General features: G+C 71.1%; 19 protein-coding genes. 13 read left to right on the top strand and 6 right to left on the bottom strand.

All coding sequences use genetic code 11. From position 1 onward, the window contains the following. Window positions 1-44: 44 nt before the first annotated feature. The 3 genes from ACP4IX_RS05380 (at window position 45) to ACP4IX_RS05370 (ending at window position 2246) form a co-directional block, all read left to right on the top strand. Window positions 45-1202, top strand: coding sequence for an acyl-CoA dehydrogenase family protein (locus ACP4IX_RS05380; RefSeq protein ID WP_426526222.1), 1158 nt, complete (start codon window positions 45-47; stop codon window positions 1200-1202). Beyond that, the gene (locus tag ACP4IX_RS05375; RefSeq protein WP_426526224.1) at window positions 1199-1597 is read left to right on the top strand and encodes a RidA family protein; all 399 of its coding nucleotides are present in this window, start codon (window positions 1199-1201) and stop codon (window positions 1595-1597) included. The genes ACP4IX_RS05380 and ACP4IX_RS05375 overlap by 4 nt, the downstream gene beginning before the upstream one ends. Before the next feature lie 205 nt (window positions 1598-1802). After that, complete coding sequence (locus ACP4IX_RS05370; protein WP_426526226.1) at window positions 1803-2246, top strand: DUF6299 family protein; 444 nt, start codon at window positions 1803-1805, stop codon at window positions 2244-2246. A gap of 78 nt (window positions 2247-2324) precedes the next feature. Here the strand turns inward: ACP4IX_RS05370 and ACP4IX_RS05365 are convergent, their stop codons facing one another. Next, a complete protein-coding gene (locus ACP4IX_RS05365; protein WP_426554869.1) occupies window positions 2325-3209 on the bottom strand; it encodes a DUF2637 domain-containing protein in 885 nt (294 codons plus the stop codon). Window positions 3210-3863: 654 nt separating this feature from the next. On the opposite strand from ACP4IX_RS05365, the gene ACP4IX_RS05360 reads away from it, so the two are divergent. Further along, window positions 3864-4613 carry a class I SAM-dependent methyltransferase gene (locus ACP4IX_RS05360; RefSeq protein ID WP_426526230.1) on the top strand — a complete coding sequence of 250 codons (750 nt, stop codon included), beginning with the start codon at window positions 3864-3866 and terminating at the stop codon, window positions 4611-4613. A gap of 102 nt (window positions 4614-4715) precedes the next feature. On the opposite strand, the gene ACP4IX_RS05355 is transcribed toward ACP4IX_RS05360, so the two are convergent. After that, entirely contained in the window at window positions 4716-5114 is a 399-nt protein-coding gene (locus ACP4IX_RS05355; protein ID WP_426526232.1) for a MerR family transcriptional regulator, read from the bottom strand. Window positions 5115-5521: 407 nt separating this feature from the next. Here ACP4IX_RS05355 and ACP4IX_RS05350 point away from each other — a divergent pair, with 407 nt between their 5' ends. The 3 genes from ACP4IX_RS05350 to ACP4IX_RS05340 all read left to right on the top strand — a co-directional run bounded on the left by ACP4IX_RS05350 (window position 5522) and on the right by ACP4IX_RS05340 (window position 8899). Continuing rightward, window positions 5522-7024: a SulP family inorganic anion transporter gene (locus tag ACP4IX_RS05350; RefSeq protein WP_426526234.1), complete on the top strand. Its 1503-nt coding sequence runs from the start codon at window positions 5522-5524 to the stop codon at window positions 7022-7024. Between the two features lie 460 nt (window positions 7025-7484). Continuing rightward, window positions 7485-7925, top strand: a complete 441-nt coding sequence (locus ACP4IX_RS05345) for a MarR family winged helix-turn-helix transcriptional regulator (RefSeq protein WP_426526236.1) — start codon at window positions 7485-7487, stop codon at window positions 7923-7925. Window positions 7926-8008: 83 nt separating this feature from the next. Next, complete coding sequence (locus ACP4IX_RS05340; RefSeq protein WP_426526238.1) at window positions 8009-8899, top strand: NmrA/HSCARG family protein; 891 nt, start codon at window positions 8009-8011, stop codon at window positions 8897-8899. A gap of 228 nt (window positions 8900-9127) precedes the next feature. Here the strand turns inward: ACP4IX_RS05340 and ACP4IX_RS05335 are convergent, their stop codons facing one another. Further along, entirely contained in the window at window positions 9128-9553 is a 426-nt protein-coding gene (locus tag ACP4IX_RS05335; RefSeq protein ID WP_426526240.1) for an arsenate reductase ArsC, read from the bottom strand. 92 nt (window positions 9554-9645) lie between these two features. Here ACP4IX_RS05335 and ACP4IX_RS05330 point away from each other — a divergent pair, with 92 nt between their 5' ends. The 3 genes from ACP4IX_RS05330 to ACP4IX_RS05320 all read left to right on the top strand — a co-directional run bounded on the left by ACP4IX_RS05330 (window position 9646) and on the right by ACP4IX_RS05320 (window position 12085). After that, complete coding sequence (locus ACP4IX_RS05330; RefSeq protein WP_426526242.1) at window positions 9646-9954, top strand: ArsR/SmtB family transcription factor; 309 nt, start codon at window positions 9646-9648, stop codon at window positions 9952-9954. Continuing rightward, entirely contained in the window at window positions 9951-11060 is a 1110-nt protein-coding gene (arsB, locus tag ACP4IX_RS05325; protein WP_426526244.1) for an ACR3 family arsenite efflux transporter, read from the top strand. The genes ACP4IX_RS05330 and arsB overlap by 4 nt, the downstream gene beginning before the upstream one ends. Window positions 11061-11401: 341 nt before the next feature. Continuing rightward, a complete protein-coding gene (locus ACP4IX_RS05320; protein WP_426526246.1) occupies window positions 11402-12085 on the top strand; it encodes a carbonic anhydrase in 684 nt (227 codons plus the stop codon). Window positions 12086-12151: 66 nt separating this feature from the next. Here ACP4IX_RS05320 and ACP4IX_RS05315 read toward each other — a convergent pair whose 3' ends face one another. Then, window positions 12152-13063, bottom strand: coding sequence for a phosphorothioated DNA-binding restriction endonuclease (locus ACP4IX_RS05315; RefSeq protein WP_426526248.1), 912 nt, complete (start codon window positions 13061-13063; stop codon window positions 12152-12154). Window positions 13064-13582: 519 nt separating this feature from the next. Next, window positions 13583-13945, bottom strand: a complete 363-nt coding sequence (locus ACP4IX_RS05310; RefSeq protein WP_426526250.1) for a hypothetical protein — start codon at window positions 13943-13945, stop codon at window positions 13583-13585. A gap of 284 nt (window positions 13946-14229) precedes the next feature. On the opposite strand from ACP4IX_RS05310, the gene ACP4IX_RS05305 reads away from it, so the two are divergent. Next, window positions 14230-14754, top strand: coding sequence for a DUF6584 family protein (locus ACP4IX_RS05305; RefSeq protein ID WP_426526252.1), 525 nt, complete (start codon window positions 14230-14232; stop codon window positions 14752-14754). A gap of 235 nt (window positions 14755-14989) precedes the next feature. Here ACP4IX_RS05305 and ACP4IX_RS05300 read toward each other — a convergent pair whose 3' ends face one another. Continuing rightward, window positions 14990-15382, bottom strand: a complete 393-nt coding sequence (locus ACP4IX_RS05300; protein WP_426526254.1) for an ester cyclase — start codon at window positions 15380-15382, stop codon at window positions 14990-14992. 404 nt (window positions 15383-15786) lie between these two features. On the opposite strand from ACP4IX_RS05300, the gene ACP4IX_RS05295 reads away from it, so the two are divergent. Both ACP4IX_RS05295 and ACP4IX_RS05290 read left to right on the top strand, forming a co-directional pair. Continuing rightward, the gene (locus ACP4IX_RS05295) at window positions 15787-16656 is read left to right on the top strand and encodes a helix-turn-helix transcriptional regulator (protein WP_426526256.1); all 870 of its coding nucleotides are present in this window, start codon (window positions 15787-15789) and stop codon (window positions 16654-16656) included. Continuing rightward, entirely contained in the window at window positions 16653-17309 is a 657-nt protein-coding gene (locus tag ACP4IX_RS05290) for an NADPH-dependent F420 reductase (RefSeq protein ID WP_426526258.1), read from the top strand. Before ACP4IX_RS05295 ends, ACP4IX_RS05290 begins: the two co-directional genes overlap by 4 nt. The last annotated feature ends 66 nt before the right edge of the window (window positions 17310-17375 follow it).

The following is a 17375-nucleotide window of genomic DNA, read 5'->3' as shown; positions in this document are numbered from 1 at the left end:
CGGGTGTGGCCCAGCGGGCAGGGGAGCAGGGGAAGGGACCGGCGATGACCGCATTCTCGCTCGAACCGGCACGACTCGCCTGGTGCGCCGAGCTGCGCGCCCTGGCCGCCGAACGGCTGCGCCCGCTGGCCGAGAAGGGCGAACCGGGCCGCGTCGACCGCGCCCTCCTCGCCGAACTCGGCGCCCTCGGCCTGCTGCCCCGCCTGTTCACCTCCGGCGCGCTCGACCTGTGCCTGATGCGCGAGTCCCTCGCCCACGCCTGCACGGAGGCCGAGACCGCCCTCGCCCTCCAGGGCCTCGGCGCCCACCCGGTGCACGCCCACGGCACCGAGGCCCAGCGCGCCCGCTGGCTGCCCCGCGTGAGCGACGGCAGCGCGGTGGCCGCCTTCGCCCTCAGCGAACCCGACGCCGGGTCGGACGCGGCGGCGCTGACCCTGGCCGCCCGCCCGGACACGCGGTCCGACGGCCGCTCCGGCTGGCGGCTCACCGGTGAGAAGTGCTGGATCTCCAACGCCCCCGAGGCCGACTTCTACACCGTCTTCGCCCGCACCACCCCCGGCGCCGGCGCCCGCGGCGTCACCGCCTTCCTCGTCCCCGCCGACCGCCCCGGCCTCACCGGCACCCCCCTCGACATGCTCTCCCCGCACCCCGTCGGCGCCCTCGCCTTCGACGCCGTGCCGGTCACGGCGGAAGACGTGCTCGGCGAACCGGACCGCGGCTTCCGGGTCGCCATGGACACCCTCAACCTGTTCCGCCCCAGCGTCGGCGCCTTCGCCGTCGGCATGGCGCAGGCGGCCCTCGACGCCACCCTCGCGCACACCACCGCCCGCGACGCCTTCGGCGGCAAACTGCGCGACCTCCAGACCGTCGCCCACCAGGTCGCCGAGATGGCCCTGCGCACCGAGGCGGCCCGCCTCATGGTGTACGCGGCGGCCACGGCGTACGACGAGGGCGCACCGGACGTCCCGCGCCGCGCGGCGATGGCGAAACTCCTCGCCACCGAGACCGCCCAGTACGTCGTCGACAAGGCCGTCCAGTTGCACGGCGCCCGCGCCCTGCGCCGCGGCCACCTCCTCGAACACCTCTACCGCGAGGTGCGCGCCCCCCGCGTCTACGAGGGCGCGAGCGAGGTGCAACGCGGCATCATCGCCAAGGAGCTGTACCGCACCCTGGACGCGCGGACGCAGGAGGCCGGCGCATGACCGCCGAACGGGTGAACCCGCCCGCGCTCTCCCCGCCCACCGGCTTCTCCCACGCCGTCGTCGCCACCGGCACCCGTGTCGTGTTCCTGGCCGGGCAGACCGCCCTCGACACCGACGGCAAGGTCACCGGCGACACCCTCCCCGCCCAGTTCGAGCTGGCGCTCACCAACCTCCTGACCGCCCTGCGCGCGGCCGGCGGCACCCCCGCCGACCTCGCCCGCGTCACCGTCTACGCCACCGACGTCGCCGCCTACCGCACCCATGCCGCCGACCTCGGCCGCACCTGGCGCGAACTGGCCGGCCGCGACTACCCGGCGATGGCGGTCGTGGAGGTCGTACGCCTCTGGGACGAGCGCGCGTTGGTGGAACTCGACGGGTTCGCCGTACTGCCGTAGCGGCGCCGCGCCTCGCGCGGCCGGTGCTCGTCGCGTGCGCGGCGTTCGGCACCTGCGGCCCGGACCGGACACGGTCGTCGACGACTGGCTGCGCCCGTCGCGCACCGGCGCGGACTCGCCACCGAAGGGGTGACGGTCACGGGCGCCGGTCCGTCCGCCCGGTACCAGTGGAACCTCCCATTCCGAGCAACCGGGAGGTCCCCCCGTGCCCGTACGATCCGCAGCCCTCGCCACCGCCGTCGGCGCCGCCCTGCTCCTGCCGGCCGCCCCCGCCGCGACGGCGGCTCCCCACGACGCCCGTCACGTCACGAAGTCGGTGACGGTCGACCCGACCGGCCGCCTCGCCGCGGACGGCACCGTCACCCTCTCCGGTACCTACCGCTGCACCGCCGCCACCGGCCCCGTCTTCGTCGCCTCCTCCGTGAGCCAGAGCGACCCGTCCGTCCGGTACGGAATCGGCGGCAGTTTCGCGGTGTGCGACGGTCTGGAGCACCGCTGGGTCAACAGGGACACGACCCCCGCGAACGCCCTGAAGCCCGGCGCGGCCCGCGTCGAGGCCATCCTGCTGGAGCTGCGGCTCATGGGAGGTCTGCCTCTCCCCAGCCTCCTCGCACGGCAGGGACAGGACGTGACGCTGGCCGAGGGCTGAGCCGCCCCCGCACGGTCCGCCCCCGCACGGTCCCGCTCCCGCACGGTCCCGCTCCACGCCGCCCGGCCGCTCACCCGGTCAGGGCCGTTTCCTGGGCCCGGGGTCTGGCCGTGACGGGCGCTGCGGGTACCGCCGCTGCTGCGGAAGCGACAACGGGTCCGGAGCCGCCGTGCCCGCCGGTTCGGTGCCCGGCGGGGGCGTGGGGCGTTGCCGGTGCCGCGGCACCGCACGCCGGGGCGGACGGGTGAGCGTGATCTGGCGGACGATCTGCTGGAAGCAGACCAGCGAGGCCAGCCCCGGCAGGGCCGCGGCCGCACCGTCGCTGAGGGTTCGGGGCGCCTGGGCGATGCACAGCATCATCGCGATGGACGAGAACAGCAGGACCACGGCCCAGGAGTGGACCGCGCGGCGTTGGTGCAGCGCGGAACGCAGGACGGCCAGGGACGCCACCAGCCAGGGCCCGTAGACCAGCAGCGGCCACCACGACACGACGCTGCCGCGGGTGCGGGTCGCGGCGGCCAGGCGCAGCGGTTCGTACGCCACCATGCCGCCGAACAGGCTCACGGAGGCCGCGATGACCGCGGCGAGCGCCGCGACGAAGAGGCTCGTGGCGCGCAGCCGGCTCACCTTCGGTTTGCGGACCTTGCGGTGACTGGCGGGGGATTCTCTCAACGGTGGCAGTTCCGCCGTGATTTCCTGCAGATTGCTCAGCGGCGTACCGGGCGCGGGAGCGATCGCCGACATGTCCGTCGTTCCGGGCGGGGCGATGGTCTGCTGTCCCATCGCGTCCTGGAGCAGGAAAGCGAGCTCTTCGGCCGGGTCCCAGCCGGGCTCCGGCGGGACCAGGGTTTCCTGGGAGTTCCGCTGGAGGGATTCGTCCGGCGCCCGGTGCCGGCCGCCGCCGGTCGAACGGAACGGGCCCTCGCCGTAGGGCGTGTGCTGGTGTGTCTGTTCCTCGTACACGGCGCGCGGGTCACTCCGCCCCGGAGTACGTCAGGGACCCCTGGGACCGGCCCCACCGCTCGGCGAGGCCGGTCTCCAGCTCGGTCATGACGTCCAGGAAGCGCTGCAGCACGGGCTCGGTCACCCTGAGGGGAACGGGGAGCCCGCCTCTGGTCAGAGTTCCGTCGCTCGGGGACGGACAGTGGTTCCTGCCAGGCCTGTAGACGTACGGGCCAAGCGTCACCAATTCCCCGTTTTCCTCGCTCATATCCGAAGTAACGTCCGCCTACTGCGTCGGATGCGTGGCAGTCGAGTGAACGAGTCCTGTGATACTTACCCAATCCCGAATTCGTATCGATTCGACATGAATTCCGTACGAAGTATGAAGAACGTGAATCGGATGTACGTGGCGGAGGGTGCGCACGGTGGACGCTGCCGCCGGAGGGTGTGGGGCGTCGAGCGTGCGGCGCCCCGGGTTCCGCCTTGGTGTGCCGTCGCGCGCACGGTCGACGACGATTGCTAGTAATGGAATTCATTGTCGATTACCGTGGCGGTCACGTGCTGCGCGCCTCCCCCGAGGAGGCCTCCGGGCGTCCGGTGTCCGTCCTGCCCGCGACTGCCGGCCGCCGCGCCGCTTTTTGACGAACCGTCTGGCATCGGATTCCTGGAGGAGCGATGAGCGACCCCTACGAGCGGTCCGCGGAGTACCTCGACATCATGATCGCCGAGACGTGGGAGCCGCTGGCACCGGCGCTGGCCGACGTCCTGTCCCGCGTTCGTGCCGAGACCGGCACCGTGGTGGACCTCGGGGCCGGGTCCGGCCGGGGTGTTCGCGTCATCCGCGACGCGCTGCCGCACGCTCCCGTGCTCGCCGTCGAACCGTCGGCGGCGATGCGCGCCGTCCTGCTCGCCCGGGTCCACGAGGACGACCGCCTGCGCGAGCGCGTCACCGTGCTTCCGGGTGACTGCGCGAGCGTCGACTGGCCCGACGGGGTGCGCGCGGTGGTGGCCCTCAACATGATCGGTCACCTCCCGCCCGAGGAGAGGCGTGCGCTGTGGAGTCGCGCCGCGCGACGGCTCGCCCCCGGCGGGCTGCTGGTGTTCAACGTCGCTCCGCCGTTCACCCCGGTGGAGGTGGAGCGGGTGCGGATGGCCCGGGTCACCGTCGGTGAACTGGAGTACGAGGGCTGGGCCAGTGCGCGGCCCACCGGCGTGGACGAGATCACCTGGCGCATGGACTACGCCGTTCTGCGCCGAGGAAGCCCGGTGGGCGGGGCGTCGGTGGAGTACCGGTGGTGGGTCGCCGCGCGGGACACGCTGGCGGCCGAGGCCGCCGAGGCGGGACTCGGACTTCGCCCGGTCGGTGAACCGGGGCTGGGGCTGTGTGTTGTGGAGCGCGCGGACGAAGTGTCGACTGTTGGGTGATCCGGCAGTCATCACTCAAGCTCACCGCGTCCTGCTTCCGCTGCCCGTGCCGGGACCGGAACGGTGTTGGCCCTCGTGACGGTGGCCGCCGTGCCCGCCGAATCAGTGTTCGAGGCGCTGCCGGAGCGTGGCGGCGAAGTCCTCGGCCATCGCCAGGCGGGCGCGGAGCGTCTCGCAGCGCGCGTCGGCCACCTTCCGGTAGGAGTCCAGCCGCTCCCGCAGCCTCTCCCGCTCCTCTCCGGTGGGGGCCTCGTCGGACGCGGCGAGCCGGTCGGTGATGTCCAGCAGGTCGCGCATCTCCTCCAGGGAGAAGTCGAGCGGTTTCATGCGGCGGATCACCATCAGCCGGTCGACGTCCGCGGCCGTGTACAGCCGGAAGCCGCCCTTGCTGCGGGCCGAGGGAATGACCAGGCTGACTTCTTCGTAATGACGGATGGTGCGCAACGACAAACCGGTCCGCTCGGCCACCTCGCCGATCTGCATCTGCCGGTGTTCCGTCATCGCTGAGCCATCTCCCTCTGTCGTCCGCCTGATGGCGAAACAGTCAAGTGCGCCAGTCCAGGTGAGAACAGTCACAGGAACTCATGTGCTGTTCACCTGTGTTTCACAAGCCGCAACTCGCACTCTGCCCTCACGTCAGGGTAGAGTTGCGGGACGTGCTCGCCTCCGCCGCTCCATGCACGGCAAGGGCACGATCGCCGCAGCGCAGGCCCCCGACGGAACCTGTGACGGCACCGAAGACTTCCAGGCAATGATGCCCGACCGGCGACAGAGGGTTGCCGCCCCGTCCGGCAGGCCCCCGCCGAAGCGGCCGGGCTGCCGGGGATTCCGCACCTTCGTGGAATCACGTACACCCTGCGCGTGTGTCCAGCGGCAACGGACGCGTGCGCCCGAACAGGAACGGTTGCATGTCCTCACCGCTGTCCGCAGATCCCAGGTTCCGCATGTCCAAGCCCGACTGGCTTGCCTCCCCGAAGGTCCTGCGCACCGAGGTGCTGGCCGGCCTGGTCGTGGCCCTCGCGCTCGTCCCCGAGGCGATCTCCTTCTCGATCATCGCCGGAGTCGACCCCAGCATCGGGCTCTTCGCCTCCTTCACCATGGCGGTCGTCATCTCGGTCGTCGGCGGGCGCAAGGCGATGATCTCCGCCGCCACCGGCGCGGTCGCCCTGGTCATCGCCCCCCTGAACCAGGAGCACGGACTGGGCTACCTGGTCGCCGCCGTCATCCTGGCCGGTGTCTTCCAGGTGATCCTCGGTGCCCTCGGGGTGGCCAAGCTGATGCGGTTCGTGCCCCGCTCGGTGATGGTCGGCTTCGTCAACGCCCTGGCCGTCATGATCTTCATGGCCCAGGTGCCGGAGATGCACGACGTCCCCTGGGCGGTCTACCCGCTCCTCGTCGGCGGCCTGGCTCTCATGGTGTTCTTCCCGAAGGTCACCAAGGTGGTCCCGGCGCCGCTGGTCTCCATCGTCGTGCTCACCGTGATCACCGTCGCGGCCGGCATCGCGGTCCCCACGGTGGGTGACAAGGGCGAGCTGCCGTCCTCCCTGCCCGTTCCGGGGCTGCCGGACGTCCCGTTCACCATGGACACGCTGACCACCATCGCGCCCTACGCCCTCGCCATGGCGCTGGTGGGCCTGATGGAGTCCCTGATGACGGCCAAGCTCGTGGACGACATCACCGACACGCACTCCAACAAGACCCGGGAGTCCGTCGGCCAGGGCGTCGCCAACATCGTCACCGGCTTCTTCGGGGGCATGGGCGGCTGCGCCATGATCGGGCAGACGATGATCAACGTGAAGGTGTCCGGGGCCCGCACCCGCCTGTCCACCTTCCTGGCCGGCTCCTTCCTGATGGTGCTGTGCATCGTCTTCGGCCCGGTCGTGTCCGACATCCCCATGGCCGCACTCGTCGCCGTCATGGTGATGGTGTCGGTCGGCACCTTCGACTGGCACTCCATCCGGCCCAGGACCCTCAAGCGCATGCCGCTGGGCGAGACCGTCGTCATGGCGGCCACGGTGATCGTCGTGGTCGCCACCGACAACCTGGCCATCGGCGTCGTCGTCGGCTCCGTCGCCGCGATGATCATCTTCGCCAAGCGGGTCGCCCACCTGGCCAACGTGTCCGGCGTCGTCGATCCCGACGGCAAGCAGGTCGTCTACTCGGTCACCGGCGAACTCTTCTTCGCCTCCTCCAACGACCTCGTCCACCAGTTCGACTACAAGAACGACCCCGACGACGTCGTCATCGACCTGTCCGGCACCCACATCTGGGACGCCTCGTCGGTCGCGGCCCTGGACGCCATCGAGACGAAGTACGCCCAGCGCGGCAAGAAGGTCACCATCACCGGTCTCAACGAGCCCAGCGCCGACATGCACGGGCGGCTCGCGGGTCAGCTCACGGGCGGTCACTGACCGCCGGGTCCGGCCGCCCGCCGCCCGACGGAGCGCAGGACCGGCCGTCCGCCGCCCGGTGAAGCGCAGGTCCGCCCGCCCGCCGCGTGACCAGGCGTGGGGCGGGTGTGACCTTCAGCGATGGCTGGCCATGGTCGGCGATGGTTGGCCCCCGTGCCCGCGCGGGGAACGGGGGCGAGTCCTGCTCGGGGCCCGGATAGCCGTTTGTCCTTCGGCTGCCTCTGGCAACGTAGCTGTATCGCCTGTCCGGCCAGGATGGTCTGACGCGACGGTGAGCGGCAGTTCGCGCATCTTGCCTGCGGGGCTCGACGCCAGGACCAGCCGGGAGGCCTCCAGCGGTACGGTCATCACCCGCATTGTGGGACGAACACCAACGGCCGAGTCCGGAAGGCCGCCCAGTGCGGGCTGCCGGCCCGCGACGAGTAGGCTGATCGTTCGTCATCGGACCAGGGAGGTCGGCGTGGACTATGGCGACAAGCTCTTCTGGCTCTCGGTTGTGATTCAACGCAAGTACGCGCAGGTCTGTGCAGGGTTCGACCTGACCCCCTCGCAGGCCACGCTGCTCTGCGCCGTCAGGAACGAGCCGCGGCAGATGGCTGACCTCGCCGCGTCGTTGGGTATGACCAAGAACGCATTGAGCCAGCTGGTCGATCGCACCGCGCGGCGCGAGTTGGTCGGCCGGGCAAGCTCGGCGCAGGATCGACGCGTCGTCATGCTCAGTGCGACGCCCACGGGGAAGGTGCTCGCCGAGGCCGTTTACGCCGAGGTCGCGAAGCGCCTGCCCGAGATCGCGAGGAACCTCGACGCCGACGACCAGCGCGACTTCGAGCGCCTGGCCACCGCCATCGTGGACACCTCGGACCTCTCTTCGCCCACCTCGAACCAACCCATCACACCGTGAGGTCCCGCTGCACTCGCACCTTGACGACGTTCATGCCGTGAACTAGTTTCGTTCACGCCATGAACTAGTGAAGGGTGGCAGCGATGAGCGCACAGACGGCCGGCACGATCGCAGTCTTCGGCGCGACGGGGCAACAGGGCGGGGCGGTGGTCGACGCGCTGCTGGACCACAAGGCGCGGGTGCGGGCTCTGGTTCGCAACCCGCAGTCCGACCGGGCTCGGGCGCTGGCCGCCCGCGGCGTCGAGCCGGCGGCCATCCGGACCGACGACCCGGCGTCGCTGGCCGCCGCGCTGGCGACGGTCGAGGGGTTCTACTTCATGACCCCGGAGGCGAACAGCCTCGAAGAGGTCGAGGCGGAGATCCGCATCGGTACCGCGCTCGTCGACGCGGCGGTCGAGGCGGGTGTCCCGCACGTCGTGTTCAACTCGGTCTTCGGAGCGGACCGGGAGTCGGGTGTGCCGCACCACGACTCGAAGCACTCGATCGAGGAGCACCTGAGGAAGTCCGGCCTCAGGGCCTCGATGGTTCGGGCGACCGCCTTCATGGAGAACTTCGCGAGCGTGATGGCGCCGAGCCTGGAGCACGGGGAGATCGTGCTGAGGCTGCCGCTGCCGGAGGACGTCCCCCTGAAGATGATCTCGGTCAGGGACATCGGCCGGGTCGCCGCCGCGCTCCTGCTCGGCACCGCGGAGGCGCCCGGCGGAGCCGTCGAGCTCGTCGGCGACGAGCTGACGGGCCCCCAGATCGCCGCGGCGTTCGGCGCGCGCGCCGGGCTCCCGGCACGGTACGAGTCCCTCCCGCTGAGCGTGCTTCCCACCGACCTCGACAAGGTGATGTTCCGCGAGTTCGCGAAGGCGGCGGAATACCCTTCGGACCCCGCGGTAGTGCGCTCGATCGAGCCGGCCACCCTGGACCTGGCCGAGTGGATCCGGGCTACCGGCTGGACCGCGCCCACGAACGTGGCTGGTTCCTGAGCCTCCGGCCGCGATGAACGCCCCGCGAGCGTGCCCACTCCTCGGCGCTCCGGGCGCGGCAACGCATCCGCCAACGGTTGAAGCAGTCACGAAGCTCCCGGGGCGTCCCCGAGGCTGACACCGGCACACTGGTTGTCGAGAGGCCGCCGGTCGACGGTGAGGCAATTCCGTCCTCGTTCCGTCGTCCCGCCCTCGTCCGGTCCTCGTTCCGGACCTCGGTCGCGGTCGTCAGCGATCCGCCGACGACCGCGGATCCGGCGCGATCTCCTTGATCAGGTTCTCGACCAGCACCTTGATCTCGTCGCGGATCGGACGGACGGCCTCCACGCCCTGCCCCGCCGGGTCCTCCAGCTGCCAGTCCAGGTACCGCGTGCCCGGGAAGACCGGACACGTGTCGCCGCAGCCCATGGTGATGCAGACGTCGGACTCCTCGACCGCGTCCACGGTCAGTATCTTGGGCACCTCGGCGGAGATGTCGATGCCGACCTCACGCATCGCCTCGACGGCGGCCGGGTTGACGTTCTCGCCCGGGTCGGAGCCGGCGGAACGTACCTCGACGCGGTCCCCGGCCAGGTGGGTCAGCCACGCGGCCGCCATCTGGGAACGGCCGGCGTTGTGGACGCAGACGAACAGCACGGAGGGCTTGTCGGGCATCGGTAAGTCTCTCTTGTCTCGCGGCGGCGTCAGGTGCGCATGACGTCAGCACCCGGTGGTATCAGTCACCACTGATGTGAGAGTATCAGCGCATGATGACGTCAGTCGACGCTGACCTGATCCGGGTCCTGGCGGACCCGCTCAGGCTGCGCATCGTGACCCTGCTCGCCCGAGAGACGCTGTGCACCACCCACCTCGTGGAGGAGACCGGTGCCCGGCAGACCAACCTCTCCAACCACCTGAGGGTGCTGCGCGAGGCCGGGGTCGTCGAGACGGAGCCGTGCGGCCGTTACACGTACTACAAGCTGCGCCCGGACGTCATCGACTCGCTCGCCGGCCAGTTCGCCGGTCTGGCCGAGTCGGCCCGTACCGCCACCGAGAACAAGAGGGCCTGTCCATGACCCGCACCGACACACCCGCGACGACCGCCGAGGAGCCCTCCGTCGTCGCGAAGCTGTCGACGCTCGACCGCTTCCTCGCCGTCTGGATCCTCATCGCCATGGCGGTGGGCCTCGGCCTGGGGCGCCTGATTCCCGGTATGAACGACGCCCTCGCGCACCTGGAGGTCGGCGGGATCTCCCTGCCCATCGCCCTGGGCCTGCTGGTCATGATGTACCCGGTGCTGGCCAAGGTCCGCTACGACAAGCTCGACACCGTCACCGGCGACAAGAAGCTGATGGTCTCCTCGCTGGTCATCAACTGGCTGATCGGCCCGGCCGTGATGTTCGCGCTGGCGTGGATCTTCCTGCCGGACCTCCCCGAGTACCGCACCGGCCTGATCATCGTGGGGCTCGCGCGCTGCATCGCCATGGTCATCATCTGGAACGACCTGGCGTGCGGGGACCGCGAGGCCGCCGCCGTCCTGGTCGCCCTGAACTCGGTCTTCCAGGTCATCGCGTTCGGCCTGCTCGGCTGGTTCTACCTCGACCTGCTGCCCCAGTGGCTCGGCCTCGGCGACGGACAGGGTCTGGACGTGTCCGTGTGGAAGATCGCGCTCAACGTCGTGGTGTTCCTCGGCATCCCGCTCCTCGCCGGATTCCTCACCCGCCGCGTCGGCGAGAAGAGGCTGGGCCGGGAGAGGTACGAGACGGGCTTCCTGCCGAGGATCGGCCCCTGGGCGCTGTACGGCCTGCTCTTCACGATCGTCGTCCTCTTCGCCCTCCAGGGGAAGACCATCACGTCGCAGCCGCTCGACGTCGTGCGCATCGCGCTGCCCCTGCTGGTGTACTTCGCCGTGATGTGGGCCGGCACCTTCCTGCTGGGCAAGGCGATCGGCCTCGCCTACGACCGCACGGCCACCCTCGCCTTCACCGCCGCCGGAAACAACTTCGAGCTGGCCATCGCGGTCGCCATCGCCACCTTCGGCGTGACCTCCGGCCAGGCCCTCTCCGGCGTCGTGGGACCGCTCATCGAGGTGCCGGTCCTGATCGGTCTGGTCCACGTGTCCCTGGCCTGGCGCAAGAGGTTCGCCCCGTCCGCCGTCACCACCGCGGGGCGGGACTCCTGACGCACTGCCCCGACTGCCGTGCGCGGGGAACGGCCGGCGCGGCCGTCGGCGTCCGCCGCGAGCCCGCGCCGGTGGGGGACCGGGCCGTGCGCCGGGGGCCGCTCCTCGGGCGGTCCGACGAGGTGATGGCATGCACCGTGCGGTGCACCGCGTGCACCGCGTGTGCGGCGGCGCGGGCGGCACGACACGGCACGCCGACGTGCCGGTGACGTCGCCCTCTCGCTCGGTGCTGTGCACCCGGTGGCCGTGCCCCGGCCGTCCCAGCCTCACCCGAACGCGCCGACATGCCGTCCACCCCCCTGCTACGCCGGTGAGCGGGAACCGGTCGTAACCTGCGGCCCATGAACGACGTCACCCCTGGAACACCTGCCACTCCGCGCGAAGCCCTCGACCTGCTCCTGGCAGGCAACCAGCGCTTCACCGGCGGCACGCCCCGGCACCCCAACCAGGACGCCGGCCGCCGCGCCGACACGGCGTCCGCCCAGCACCCGTACGCCGTACTGCTCGGATGCTCCGACTCCCGGCTGGCCGCCGAGATCATCTTCGACCAGGGGCTGGGAGACCTGTTCGTCGTGCGGACGGCCGGGCACGCCGTGGGATCCGAGGTCCTCGGCAGCATCGAGTACGGGGTGAGCGTGCTGGGCTGTCCCCTGGTCGTGGTCCTCGGCCACGACGCCTGCGGAGCCATCGCGGCCGCCCGCGCGGCCGTGGAGAACGGCACCACCCCGCACGGCTACGTACGGGACGTGATCGAGCGGGTGACCCCCAGCGTGCTGGCCGCCCGGGCCGCCGGCGTGAGCGAGAACGACGGCTTCATCGACACGCACGTCCGCCACACCGTCGACCTCGTCCTGGACCGCTCCCGGGAACTCGCGGACCAGGTCGCCTCCGGGCGCACGGCAGTCGTCGGCCTGTCCTATCGGCTGGCCGAGGGCAGCGTACGGCCGGTCAGCTCGCGCGGCCTGGACGTGCCGCAGGGCCCGGCCACGGCCGCCGCGACCGCCTCCGCCCCGAACGGCCGGTGACGCCCGCGTCGCCGGTTCCCGCCGATGCGGACGGAAGGGGTGGCCGCTCCCGGCCGATCGGGGGTCTCAGGCACCCGTTCCCGTTCGAGCCGCCGCGGCGGGGCGCGGTTCGCCGCGGAAGACCTGACGGGCATGCCAGTCGCGGTGAGCGGCGGCAACAGGGAGCGTGCCGGGCTGCGGGCCGACGAGCGTGCGGCCGGCGAGGGCCGTGACGTACTCACGGGCGGCGGAACTGTGGCCGACGAAGCGCTGCGAGACGAGTATGCGCCGGTCGTCTCCGATCCCGAGGGCGCCCTTGTCGAAGAGTTTGTGGTGCAGCGAGCACAGGCACAGCCCGTTCTCGATGTCGTCGGGCCCGTCGAACGCCCACCAGCGCACGTGGGCGGCCTCCAGCCCGACCGGCACCATGCCGATTCTGCCGTCGTAGCCGCAGAAGGCGCACCGGTACTCGTAGGCGGTCAGCACCAGCTCCCGCATCCGCGGGTCGCGCCGCCTGCGTGCCGTCACGAGCCGCCCGGTCTCCGCCGGCTCCAGGTCCAGGCCGACGGCCTCGCACAGCTCGCCGTGGAGGGAGGGCGGGAAGTGCAGGTCGAGCAGCAGGCGCGCGATGCCGCCGAGCAGTCGCGGTTCGCGTCGCAGTGCCGCTCTCAAGTCGGGCGCGAGCCGACCGGTGGCGCCCGTCCTCCGGAGGTCCAGCACCCCGCTCCCGGGGCTGCCGGGCCCCCGGTCGGTGACCACTTCCCATACGCCGTCGCTGATCAGATGGTGGAAAGGGTATGCGGGCGTCGTCTTGTGGGGCGGACCGTACTCGGACAGCAGCAGTTGCAGGTCCTGTTCCACCGCGGTGTACCGCAGGCCGCCGTCGGCGTCGTCCTGGAACCGGCCGAGGGCGTACAGGAGCAGCAGCGGCTTGTGCGGAGCGCGGGTACCGCTCCTGGTCCACTGCCTCAGCTTCGCGATCCGCTCCAGCCAGTCCATGGGGGCTGATCGTAGACCCGAGCGAGGGGAACGCCGCCGTCGCCGCATGCCTCCGCCGGCGCAACGCCCGCGCCGGGCCCCGGACCGCCTTCGCCCCCGACCCGCCCGTCCGCCAGTGGCGGACACCCGTGCAAGGCCGCATGGCACCACAGGTGGGTGACGGCACACCAGCACGGCGTCTGCACGCGGCGGCCGACGCGTGCTCGCGAACCGGGAAGCACCGGGACGCTGACGCTCACCCGCGCCACACGTCGACACCGGTCCACGTACAGCCCCCGGAACCGCACGGCCTCAGGCGGCATGCCCCGCGTACGGCAACCGGCGGCGCACCTGGCCGTCCCGGCCTGCCGACTGCCGGGCAAGCCGTGTTGGCATGCCCCGGGTGCACGGCGGACTGGAAGAGCACCTCGGACACGGTGAAGCGGGCGGAGAGTCGTCCTCGTCGCCGCCGTCCGGGCGGCGACGAGGACGAGCCGACGGGCTACCTCTGGCAGGTCACCGCTGAAGGATCAGCCCCGCTCAGCCGTCCACGTGGATGTGGCGGAGCGGGTAGAACTGACCCGTCAGTGACTGGTACTTGCCGAAGTACTGCACCTTCACGTCACCCGGGGTGGGCTCGTAGCTGAACCAGCCCGAGTGGTTGCCGGTGCTGACCCAGCTCGCTTCGGTGTTGAACGTCGGCTCCACGTCGAGGTCGCCCACGCCCTTGAAACAGCGGCTCCACCCCATGAACTTGGTGAACTGCAGCTGATCCTTGTCAGTGGTGCACTGGACCTCGGTGAGTGCCGCCTGCTGACCGGCGTGGGCCGGAACGGCGACGGTCAGGGATGCGGCGGCCACAGCGGCGGCCACAGCGGCCTTGGCCGCGAACGGTATGCGCATGTAAAACCCCTTGTAAGTGAGGGAATTGGACCACCTCATACTGCTTCGCGCGCCGCCGACGGTGATGATCCGTGACCACTAGATGCCAGCCTTCCGCGGCGGGGAGCAGCCGGCTGCCACCGGCTGACTGGGTGCTGCGGGTCTCCCAGCGGTACCCCTCCGTCCTCTCTCCGGCGTCAGCGTCCCCGAGAGGAGGGAAGCAGCCCGCTTGCGGCCCGCCGCGGACGACGCCGGGCAACAGAATCAGGTCGACGAAGAGCAATGCGGTACCCGATCATGCGTTCATGCCCCTGAGAGAGACCCTTGCCCGAGTCGATGCGGATCTGGCTGCCGGCCGGGTTCCCGTCGCGCGCCAGCGCCTGCGCGGTCTCGTCTCGTCCTTCCCGCACGACCTGACGCTCCGCCGGCGTCTGGCCGGGGTGTACCGGCTCTACGGTGACGCCGCCGAGGCCGGACGCTGGATGTACCTCGAAGAGGACCGCGATGCCGGCGAGACCGCCGCCTTCGAAGCGCGGTACAAGTCTCCCGGGTGGCGGATGAAAGCCCTCGCCTGGCGCGGCCCCGAGGCGATGGCTGCCACCGCCTTCGCGGAGGGGCAGCTGGTCGCGGTGCGGACCGCCTGCGCCGAGGAGCTGGGGCACCCCGTCGACTGGGACGACCCCGCCTCCTACCGGGACGGCCTGGAGAAGTACGAGGAGCCCTCCGAGCCGTGGTCGTTCAGCGGTGTGCTGGCGGGCATCGGCTGCCTCGTGGGGGTCCTTGCGTTCCTCGCGATCTGGGTGAACGGAGTCGTTGCGCTCTTCGGCTGACCCAGGTCACCAGGCCCGGTGAAGGATCCTGGTCTCTCTGAGGATGTCGATTTCGCATCCTGCAGGTCACGTAAACGTCGCGCGATGACCTCCAGCGACTGCACCCCGTTCGCCCGTCTCACCGCTACCGCAGGCGGTTCGTCCACCAGCTCACCCGGGCCGGTGAGGCGGCCGAGGCGGCGCTGGGGACGTGCTCCCGGGAGATCCCGGGCTGCCGCGCCGGCTGCGGCCGAGGTCAGGCGGCCAGTTGCCGCAGCAGGTCGGACGAGTCGTGCAGCGCCGTCATCTGTACGAAGCGACCGTCGCTGACCTTGTAGATGGCGTACTCGGTGATCTCGAAGGAGGCTCCGGAGGGCGGAACGCCGAGCCACTCCTTCACCGGGGTGCCGGTGTTGACCGCGCGCACGGCGATCCGGTCCCGGTCGAACAGCAGCTCCTTGACCTCCCAGCGGAGGTCCGGAACGGCCTCGATGTCGTGCTTCTGGACCGTGATGACGTCGTCGCGGGTGCCCGGTTCGCCGTTCAGCACGACGTCGTCGGCGATGAACTCGTCCATGCCGTCGAACTCGTGGGCGTTGAGCGCCGCCACGTAGCGCAGGTACCAGTCCTTGAGGCCGGAGTCGGTCATCGGTTTCTCCTTCTGGGCGCGTCGATTCCTGTGCGGGATCGGTGGAGAGCGGCGAGGACCGGTGCCCCGCTCGACTCGCTACCGAGGTTAGGGACGGCGACGGTGGTGGCCCAGAGTCCTCCCGAGCCCGGGGACCGGGAGGGCCACCTTCGCCGCGCCGCCGCCGGCCCTGGCGCCGACGGGTGAGGAGACGCACCGAGGAGCACGGTGCGGCCGAGTTCGGTGAGGCGGTGGGCGGTCTCGACACCGAGGCCTTTGCCGGCGCCGGTGATGAGAGTGGTCCTGAGCGTGTTCCAGGGTGTGGCCGAGCCTGCCCGGCGCCGGCGAGGGAGCGGTTTTCGGTAGGACCAGCGGTACCACCCGGACGAGCACGGAGACGGACACGGGCTGTTTACGATGCAGTGGTGAACAAGGGACACGCCGTCGACAACCAGTTGGGAACGACGCTTCGGGCCTGGCGGGACCGGCTCTCGCCGGGAGCCGTCGGACTGCCGGTGGACCGGGCGCGTCGATCGCCGGGCCTGCGACGTGAGGAGCTCGCCGAACTGGCCGGTCTCTCCGTCGACTACCTCGTGCGACTCGAGCAGGGCCGGGCCGTCAGCCCCTCCGAGCAGATCGTCGGCTCGTTGGCCCGCGCGCTGCGGCTCTCCCAGGACGAGCGCGACCACCTCCACCGGCTCGCCGGGTTCCGGCCGCCGCAGGACCAACGGGTCGTCTACGACATTCCGCCGAGCATGCGACGGCTGCTGACCCTGCTCGACGCCACTCCGGTCGCGGTCTTCGCCGCGGACTGGCAGCTGGTCTGGTGGAACCCCAGGTGGGCGGCGCTGTTCGGCGAACCCACGCGGATCGGGGCCGAGGAGCGCAACCTGGTGCGGCTGCGCTTCCCGGTCGCCTCGGACCGCGGCCGTCTGACGAGCTGGCCGGTGATCCCGGTCAACGCCGAGGCCGCCGACCGGGCCCTGGTGGCCGACCTGCGCCGGGCCGCGGCCCGGTTCCCCGACGATCCGCGCGTGTCCGAGCTGGTGGCCGGCAGGGTCGCCGGCAACCCCCGGTTCGCCGCGTTCTGGGCCGATGCCGCCGTGGGCCGGCACGCCGAGGACCGCAAGACCATCCGGCACCCGGACATCGGGGAAGTGAGCGTCGACTGCGACGTCCTGACGGACGGGGACACCGACCTCAAGGTCGTCGCCTATACGGCCGTTCCGGGCAGCGAGGACGAGTCCAAGCTCGCGCGCGCCGGCATCATCTCCTCTCCGAGGAGCGACGCATGACCACGATCGGCATCATCGGGGCGGGCGAGGTGGGCAGCCAGCTCGCCCGCGCAGCCGTCGCCCACAACTACCAGGTGGTCATCGCCAACTCACGAGGCCCGGAAACGCTGACGCACCTCGTCGACGAGCTCGGACCCTCGGCCCGTGCCGCGACAGCGGCGGACGCCGCCGCAGCGGGCGACTTCGTGATCATCGCCGTCCCCCTCAAGCTGGTCAACGACATGCCTGCGGAACAGCTGGCCGGCAAGATCGTGCTCGACACCAACAACTACATGCCCTGGCGCGACGGCCACTTCCCCGCCATCGACTCGGGGGAGAAGACCGTGCACGAGCTGCGGCAGGAGCAGTTGCCCGCCTCGAAGGTCGCCAAGGCGTTCACCCACATCCAGGCTCCGCGCCTCTTCGCCTCCGCGAGTCCCCCGGGCACTCCCGACCGGCACGCCCTCTCGGTCTCCAGCGACCACCCCGAGGCGGTGGAGCTCGTCACGCGCCTGTACGACGAGTTCGGATTCGACACCGTCGACAACAGCCCGCTCAGCGAGTCCTGGCGAAGCGGCCCCGGCCAGCCCGCCTGGCAGGCGCACGCCCACCAGACGCGCGAGCGACTCGCCGCCAACCTGGCCGACGCGCATCGGATCGCATACCGTTCCTAATCAGTGAGCAGGAGTGAGTCTTGGACTCGTACCTGGTCACTGCGGACACCCCGAACGGTTTTGGGT

This window comes from Streptomyces sp. WG5 (assembly GCF_049974565.1).
In the GTDB taxonomy this organism is placed as follows: Bacteria; Actinomycetota; Actinomycetes; order Streptomycetales; family Streptomycetaceae; genus Streptomyces.
This window is presented reverse-complemented; position numbering and strand designations above follow the sequence as displayed.

Bases quoted from the DNA above. Each gene is read 5' to 3' on its own strand.
- ACP4IX_RS05380 (WP_426526222.1), top strand. From the start codon at position 45: ATGACCGCATTCTCGCTCGAACCGGCACGACTCGCCTGGTGCGCCGAG.
- ACP4IX_RS05300 (WP_426526254.1), bottom strand. From the start codon at position 15,382: ATGACCGACTCCGGCCTCAAGGACTGGTACCTGCGCTACGTGGCGGCG.
- ACP4IX_RS05290 (WP_426526258.1), top strand. From the start codon at position 16,653: ATGACCACGATCGGCATCATCGGGGCGGGCGAGGTGGGCAGCCAGCTC.
- ACP4IX_RS05360 (WP_426526230.1), top strand. From the start codon at position 3,864: ATGAGCGACCCCTACGAGCGGTCCGCGGAGTACCTCGACATCATGATC.
- ACP4IX_RS05305 (WP_426526252.1), top strand. From the start codon at position 14,230: ATGCCCCTGAGAGAGACCCTTGCCCGAGTCGATGCGGATCTGGCTGCC.
- ACP4IX_RS05340 (WP_426526238.1), top strand. From the start codon at position 8,009: ATGAGCGCACAGACGGCCGGCACGATCGCAGTCTTCGGCGCGACGGGG.
- ACP4IX_RS05330 (WP_426526242.1), top strand. From the start codon at position 9,646: ATGATGACGTCAGTCGACGCTGACCTGATCCGGGTCCTGGCGGACCCG.
- ACP4IX_RS05335 (WP_426526240.1), bottom strand. From the start codon at position 9,553: ATGCCCGACAAGCCCTCCGTGCTGTTCGTCTGCGTCCACAACGCCGGC.
- arsB (WP_426526244.1), top strand. From the start codon at position 9,951: ATGACCCGCACCGACACACCCGCGACGACCGCCGAGGAGCCCTCCGTC.
- ACP4IX_RS05310 (WP_426526250.1), bottom strand. From the start codon at position 13,945: ATGCGCATACCGTTCGCGGCCAAGGCCGCTGTGGCCGCCGCTGTGGCC.
- ACP4IX_RS05315 (WP_426526248.1), bottom strand. From the start codon at position 13,063: ATGGACTGGCTGGAGCGGATCGCGAAGCTGAGGCAGTGGACCAGGAGC.
- ACP4IX_RS05350 (WP_426526234.1), top strand. From the start codon at position 5,522: ATGTCCTCACCGCTGTCCGCAGATCCCAGGTTCCGCATGTCCAAGCCC.
- ACP4IX_RS05320 (WP_426526246.1), top strand. From the start codon at position 11,402: ATGAACGACGTCACCCCTGGAACACCTGCCACTCCGCGCGAAGCCCTC.
- ACP4IX_RS05355 (WP_426526232.1), bottom strand. From the start codon at position 5,114: ATGACGGAACACCGGCAGATGCAGATCGGCGAGGTGGCCGAGCGGACC.
- ACP4IX_RS05375 (WP_426526224.1), top strand. From the start codon at position 1,199: ATGACCGCCGAACGGGTGAACCCGCCCGCGCTCTCCCCGCCCACCGGC.